This is a genomic window from Streptomyces sp. NPDC002788 (assembly GCF_053592115.1).
In genome coordinates this window covers 60,368-67,031 of sequence record NZ_JBSFVB010000030.1, presented here as the reverse complement: position 1 = coordinate 67,031, position 6,664 = coordinate 60,368, and the positions used below count along the sequence as shown (strand labels likewise).

General features: G+C 70.1%; 5 protein-coding genes and 3 pseudogenes. 5 read left to right on the top strand and 3 right to left on the bottom strand.

Features of this window, described 5'->3' with window-relative positions; translation table 11 throughout:
- Together ACWD1U_RS35770 and ACWD1U_RS35765 are read left to right on the top strand one after the other, a co-directional pair.
- A pseudogene (locus ACWD1U_RS35770) lies at positions 1 to 122 on the top strand (aspartate ammonia-lyase); the annotation flags it as partial.
- Positions 123 to 249: 127 nt separating this feature from the next.
- The gene (locus ACWD1U_RS35765; RefSeq protein ID WP_451113533.1) at positions 250 to 984 is read left to right on the top strand and encodes an SDR family NAD(P)-dependent oxidoreductase; all 735 of its coding nucleotides are present in this window, start codon (positions 250 to 252) and stop codon (positions 982 to 984) included.
- 50 nt (positions 985 to 1,034) lie between these two features.
- Here ACWD1U_RS35765 and ACWD1U_RS35760 read toward each other — a convergent pair whose 3' ends face one another.
- Positions 1,035 to 1,217, bottom strand: a complete 183-nt coding sequence (locus ACWD1U_RS35760; protein WP_451113536.1) for a hypothetical protein — start codon at positions 1,215 to 1,217, stop codon at positions 1,035 to 1,037.
- Positions 1,197 to 1,277: pseudogene (locus ACWD1U_RS35755) on the bottom strand (IS5/IS1182 family transposase); the annotation flags it as partial. The pseudogene ACWD1U_RS35755 and the gene ACWD1U_RS35760, both read right to left, overlap by 21 nt.
- 50 nt (positions 1,278 to 1,327) lie before the next feature.
- Here ACWD1U_RS35755 and ACWD1U_RS35750 point away from each other — a divergent pair.
- Positions 1,328 to 1,771: pseudogene (locus ACWD1U_RS35750) on the top strand (D-alanyl-D-alanine carboxypeptidase family protein); the annotation flags it as partial.
- Between the two features lie 186 nt (positions 1,772 to 1,957).
- Here the strand turns inward: ACWD1U_RS35750 and ACWD1U_RS35745 are convergent.
- Positions 1,958 to 3,118, bottom strand: a complete 1,161-nt coding sequence (locus ACWD1U_RS35745; RefSeq protein WP_451113532.1) for a substrate-binding domain-containing protein — start codon at positions 3,116 to 3,118, stop codon at positions 1,958 to 1,960.
- A gap of 534 nt (positions 3,119 to 3,652) precedes the next feature.
- Here ACWD1U_RS35745 and ACWD1U_RS35740 point away from each other — a divergent pair.
- Together ACWD1U_RS35740 and ACWD1U_RS35735 are read left to right on the top strand one after the other, a co-directional pair.
- Positions 3,653 to 6,163, top strand: coding sequence for an ATP-binding protein (locus tag ACWD1U_RS35740; protein WP_451113531.1), 2,511 nt, complete (start codon positions 3,653 to 3,655; stop codon positions 6,161 to 6,163).
- A complete protein-coding gene (locus tag ACWD1U_RS35735; RefSeq protein ID WP_451113530.1) occupies positions 6,144 to 6,620 on the top strand; it encodes a roadblock/LC7 domain-containing protein in 477 nt (158 codons plus the stop codon). Before ACWD1U_RS35740 ends, ACWD1U_RS35735 begins: the two co-directional genes overlap by 20 nt.
- Positions 6,621 to 6,664 lie beyond the last annotated feature (44 nt).

Below are 6,664 nucleotides of genomic sequence, written 5' to 3'. Positions count from 1 at the left end.
CCCTCGTCAGCGGCCGTGGCGTGGCCGAACTCGTCCTGGAGAAGGGCCTGTTGCCCGCCGAGACCCTTACCGACCTGCTGCGGCCCGAGGTCCTGGCCGGCAGCGGTCAGGTACTGGCCTGACGGCCGCCGACATCAGTACCGGCCCGGAGCTCCGGCCCGCCCTCGGGCATCGCCGCGCCCGCACAACGATACGAACGGGAGTCCCCTTCGCGAGGGAGGACCCGCCCGCGACAGACGAGGAACGCATATGAGACTGCAGGACGTCAACGCCGTGATCACCGGAGCATCCAGCGGCATCGGTCAGGCGGTTGCCTGCCACTTCCGTCGCGAGGGCGCCAACCTCCTGCTCACCGGGCGGCGACCCGAGCTGCGCGAGAGCCATCCGGACGATCTCTACCTCGCGGGCGACCTCAATGACGAGGCCTTCGCCTCCGAGCTCGCCGCCAGAGCGGCGGATCACCTCGGAGACGTGGGAGCGGTCGTCCTCTGCCACGGACTTCAGAAGTCCGGCCCGCTCGCGGAGACGACTGCCGACGACGCACGCGATCTGCTCCACAGCAACCTGCTGAGCGCGTTCCTGGTCATGAAGCACCTGATGCCGCTGGCCCCCGAGTCGGGAGCGTCGATGGTGTGCGTCAGCTCTCGCCTCGGCATGGTCGGCATGCCGAACCAGACCCTGTACTCCGCCGCCAAGGGCGGCCTCATCGCGCTCGCGCGCGGCGCCGCCATCGAATGGGCGCCCCGAAGCATCCGCGTCAACGTGGTCGCGCCCGGTCTGACCATGACGCCGATCATCGAGGACTCGTTCCAGCGACGTCCCGACCCCGCTGCCTACCGGCGTGCCAGAGAGGACTCCATCCCGCTTCGCAGGCTCGCCACACCCGAGGAGGTCGCCGACGCGGTTCTCTTCCTCGCCTGCCCGGAGTCGGCGTACGTCACTGGTGCCGTCCTACCAGTGGACGGAGGCTACACGGCGTTCTGAGCCCCACAGTGCGGGCGCCGGTCAGGCCCGGACCTGACGCGCGTATGTGATCACCAGTCCGCGTCGCTCCATTGGTCCAGCAGCGCCTCGGACATGACTGCGTCGGGTCCGGCCGTCGTGCTGTGGAGCGACCGCTCGGTCCAGATCACCTCGCCGCGGGCCAGGTAGCGGGTGCCCCAGCGCTGCGTGAACTGGGCGACGCAGGCCCCCCTTTTCAAGGCCCTCGTGTTCACCGAGTCGATGGCACACCGCGTCCAATCCAGCTCACCGCGAGAGCCGAGTTCGTCGAGCATTCAACCGTGCGGCGACGCCGACCGCCTCGTCGGGGTGCCGCGCGTGCAGCACGCTGAGCCTGACCAACACACACTTCGACTCGTTCGACGGCAACTCGACGCAGAACACGAACTGCACGACGCCGCGCGACCTCGCCAAGCTCGCGCGCAGCGCGATGAAGTACTCGACGTTCGCGGGCATCGTGAAGAAGCCGAAGACCGTGCAGTACGCGACGACCAGCACCGGCGGCACCCGCACGTACACCTGGTACAACACCAACCAGTTGCTGGGCTCGTACAGCGGCGCGATCGGGGTGAAGACGGGCACCAACACGCCGTCCGGCCCATGCCTCGTCTTCGCCGCGACCCGCAACGACAAGACGGTCATCGGCGTGCTCCTCAACGACCAGTACCGCTACACGGACGCCGCCAAGTCGCTGGACTACGCCTTCGGCACCAGCTCGGCGAGCACCATGCAGCTGCGCACCTTGCCGAAGGGCGCGCAGAGGGACTGACCCGGGCTGACGCGGGGGCAGGTTCAGAACCTGCCCCCGCTGCCACCACAGTGGCGCCCTCGAGATGGCCCGGATCTTGGTTTCGGAGACGAGACCCGGGCCATGCCCGGACGCCCAACGGCTCACCAACAGACCTACCGGCCCCACTGGTGAACGGGTGCAGCCGGTCGCCGGTCCGCTACGTGTCTACTTCTTCCAGATCCTGCGGTAAGCCTCGCGGTAGCCCTCCGAGTCCCAGGACAGTGCGCCGCCGCTGGTGGCGGCGGTGGTGACGTGGACGGGGGCGACGTATCCGCTGGCCGGCTTGCCGGCGAAGGAACGGTTGAACTCGTCGATGATCTGCCAGCCCTGTTCGGACAGCGGCTCTGGCACGGTGGCGGCCTGGAACTCCTTGCTGTTGATGCGCTGGAAGGCCGAGGGGTCGCCGTCACCGGCCCCGATGTTGAACGGGGCTCCGGCGCCCTGCCTGCCTGCGGCACGCAGGGCGGGGCCCGCGTGGTCGAAGTACAGGTCGTTGATGGCGGCGGAATGGGTCCACCTGTCGCCGAAGCGGGAGGCCAGGGAGGAGACCCTCTTGGTGGTGAGGCTGCCCGCCTGCGGGATGGGGACGTTCTCGTAGCTCAGCAGCTTGACGCCGGAGCAGGTGGCGAGTTCCTTCTTGATCAGATCCGACTTGCGCTTGGCGAAGGGGATCGAGGCGTCGGTGAACAGTACGACGCCCGCGCGGCCGTTGGACCGGGCGATGATCCAATCGGCGCTGATCTTCGCGACTTCCTCGACTCCGGTGGTGATGTTGCTGAACAGCTTCGGGTTCGCGCTGGGGCCGGGAGCTGCGACGGCGTGCCAGCCGATCAGCGGGATGCCGTCCGCGTTCGCCTGCTCGACCTGTGCGGCGATGGAAGTGGGATCGAAGCCGCCGATGACGATGCCGTCGGGTTCGAGGGCCAGGGCCTGGGCGAAGGCGGCCTTGATTCCGGCAGGCGTGCCCTGGCCGTTGAGGGTACGGACGCGCCAGTCGATGATGCCGGCGGCTTCCTGGACGCCCTTGGCGACGCCCGCCACGCCGGGGTTGGTCAGGGTCTGGGCGATGTAGACGATGGTCTTGTCGGGGACGGCCCGGGGCCCGCTGGTCGGCCCGGACCAGGGGGCGTTGACGTCCTCGGCCTTCTTGACGGCCCGTTTGGCCTCGGCGAGGGCGGTGGGGCAGCCGGGCCCGGACGAGCCGCTGGGGGACGCGGCGACGGATCCTGCGGTGGTGGAACCGCTCTCGCATCCGGTGGTGAGGGTGATGGCGGCCGAGGCCAGGAGAGCGGTGGCCGTCACGGCCGCCTTGCGGGTGGGGTGCACGGGGTCTCCAACACGGTGCGAGAGAGGGCAGGGCAGGGCTGGGTGGGGAGGCGGGGCATGGGGGCGGCGACGGTTCCCGCGCGTGACCGCTGTCGTGAGGGTCAGGCCAGTGACGGGAGGAGAGGCCCGCGAAACCGGCGGACGGTGATGCCCGGCGGTGGCCCGGGTGGCTCGGGGAGGCAGTGCATGCCCGAGCCGAGGGGCGCGTTCGACCGGTCGGTCCGCGTCAACGTCCGTACTGGGCACCGTGGATCGATCAGCGGTGTGCAGTACGACGAGCGCCTCATCGGGCGAAGCGTTGTACTCGGGAGATACTTCGCAAACATTCCGTCATTGATTCTTTATGACCCAAACTTTGTCATGTCATGGTAAAGACGATACCCTCGCCCAGCTGGTTCCAGACACCTGGCGCGATCTCTTCGTTCCTATCAGCGATGAAGGCCGCGAAAGTGTCACCGTCCGGTTCCGGCCAGTCGGCGGTCCGTGAACACGACGTCCCCGTCACCGCTCAGCAACACGTCGAAGGAGGCCCGGGTGTCCGCCACCACAGGGAACCCGCCGCACGCGCCGGACCCGCCCAGGCATGCCCGCCGGACTCCGCGGTTTCGCCGCAAGGCGGCGACCGTTCTCGACCGATGGCCCTTCCGGCGTAAGCTCAACGTCCTGGTGACCGTGCCCATCGCGGTCGTCGGCGTCCTGCTCGGCGTCGGCGCCTACGGCCAGGTGCAGCATGCCCGGGACGCCGGCCGGATCGCGGACCTGGTGCGCGACAGTGAACAGGTCGCGCAGCTCATCAACGACGTACAGGCCGAACACCGGCAGGCGCTCCTGCTCTCCGTGCAGTACGACTCGGCCCGCCCCGGAGCCCCACTGCCGCCGACCACCGACTACCGACGGGCACAGCGGAGCACCGACGCGCAAGCCGCCGCCGTGCGTTCGGCGTTCGCCTCCGGCCTGCCGCCTGAGGAGGCGCAGGCGCTCGACTACATCCGTGGCCTCGGTGTCCTGCGCGAGAAGCTCGAACGGGGCTATGTCTCCGCCGCCAACATCGACCCGGCGTACGCCTTCGCGGTCGAGTACCTGATCGACGGCATCGGCCTGGGGCGCTACTCCGGCACCTCGTCGTCCTCGGTCGTGACACTCCTGGACACGGTGCTGCGCGCCGACGCGTCCCACGCGGGCTTCGAGAGCGCCGTGTTCTCCGCCCAGACCAGGGACGCCAACGCCCTCACCGAGTACAGCCGGGCGGTCGGCGCTCGCAAGCTCTACGACCACCAGTTGGACCGGTTCGAGCGCATCGCCACACCGGCGCAGGTCCTGCGCATGGACGGCATGCGGCGCAGTGCCGAACGGTACGGTCTCGAAGCCCGGTTCGCGGAGCTCCAGATCGATCCCGGGGCCCTGCAGGGCCAGACGTCGACACAGCTGCGCAAGGCGATCGCCGACGGGGCCCGGCAGTCCGAAGCCCGACTCGCCATCACCAGGTCGCTGATCGAGCAGACCGCCGCCCGGGCCGACGCCGTCTCCGCGGATGCCCTGCGGAACGCCGTCTACCTGCTTGGTCTGACCCTGCTCGGCTTCGCCGCCTGGCTGACCTTCTGCGTCCTGATCCGGCGTTCGGTCGTGCGCCCCCTGGAGGCCCTGACCCGCTCCGCCCAGGAGGTGGTCGACGTGGCGGGCGAGGAACTCGCCCGGGTCTCCGACGACGAGTCCGCCGACAGCACCCCCCTGCGACCGAGGTCGATCCCGGTCCCGGTGCGTGACGAGATCGGCGAACTGGCCGAGGCGTTCAACCAGGTTCAGGTCACCGCCGCCCAGCTGCTGGAGCGGCAGGTGCTCAGCCGGCGCAACGTCGCCGAGATGTTCGGCAACGTCGGCCGGCGGGTCAGCAACCTGACGACGCGTCAGCTCATGCTGATCGACGCCGTCGAACGCGAGGAGACCGACCCCGAACTGCTCGAACGGCTGTACAGCATCGACCACATCGCCGTACGCCTCCAGCGCAACGCCGACAGCCTGATGCTGCTCGCCGGAATCCGGGAGACCGGCGTCGAGGCCCGGCCGACCCCCCTGGCCAACGTCATCAGGGCGTCGCTCGGCCAGATCGAGGGTTACCAGCGGGTGTCTCTGCGGCCCGAGACGGAGGTCACCGTCGCGCCCGACATCGTCGGTGACCTGACCCTGATGCTCGCCGAACTGCTCGAGAACGCGGTCGCGTTCTCGCCCTCCCACACGCCCGTCGAGGTGGCCGTCCGCCCCGGGACCGACGTCACCGAGGACGGCGGGGCGCTGATCGAGGTCATCGACCACGGCCTCGGCATGAGCGCCGAACGCCTGGCCGAGGAGAACGCCCGGCTCGTGCGCCGGGAACGGCTCGACCTCGTGCCGACCAGGGTGCTCGGCCTCTTCGCGGTCGGCAGTCTGGCCCGGCGGTGGGGTGTGCGCGTGTCGCTGAGCCGCACGCCGGGCGGCGGGGTCACCGCAACCGTCTGGATCCCCGCCTCGCTCCTGCTGACCATGAGTCCCGAAAACCCCGAGCAGCCCGGGGACACGGGCCCGATCGGAGCCGTGGCGGCGTTGCCGGTGAGGACCGGGCAGGGAACCGCCGAGCCCGCGCCGTCGCGCGTACCGGTCTCCGCCACCGGTGTCACCGAGCGGTCGGCGGCCACCTCGTCGCACCACGCGCTTCCCCGTCGCCTCCCGGCGCGCACCGGCGCCGGACCGGCCACCGCGGAACGGACCGTCGAGGACGTCGGCGCGGAGCGGGCGGCCGCCTCAGGCGGACAGCGTGCCGCAGAGGATCCACGGCCGCTGCGGCGGCGGGTACGGGGCGCGACACTCGCCATGACCTCTTCGCGGGCGGACCGGGGGGCGCCGACGCTGCGGCAGCCCGCCGACGCCGAGGCCGTCCGCTCGGAGCTCGACGAGTTCGAGGCAGCCGTACGCAGGGCAGAGCAGGACAGTGCTCACGCCCGGACGAAACCAGCACCATCGCACCATCAGCAATCCCAGAAGGAGCCCGGCAGTGACCACGTCGACAGCTGACAGCAGTTCCGAGCGGCCGGAACCCACCGATCTGCGAGCCGCCGCAGCCGATTTCACCTGGCTGCTCGACCGGTTCGCCACGGAGACCGCCGGTGTGGTCGACGCCATCGCCGTGTCGTCCGACGGCCTGCTGATCGCCGTCTCCCAGCTGCGTGAGCACGCCGACTCCGAGCGGCTCGCCGCGATCGTGTCCGGCCTGACGAGCCTCGCCGCGGGCGCCTCCGGCAACTATGGGCTCGGCAGCCTCAACAAGGTCATCATCGATCTGGAGGGCGGCCACGTGCTGGTGTCGGCCATCGGCTGCGGTGCCGTCCTCGGAGTGGTGACCTCCAAGGAGGCGAAGCTGGGCAACATCGCCTACGAGATGACCCTCTTCGCCAACCGGGCCGGCGCGGCACTCACCCCCCAGCTGGTGCTGGAGCTGAAGAACAGTGTCGGCACGGCCCCGGCCGGCTGACCGTCCCCCGCCGGGGGCACGGGTACAGGCACTTCGGAAAGGGA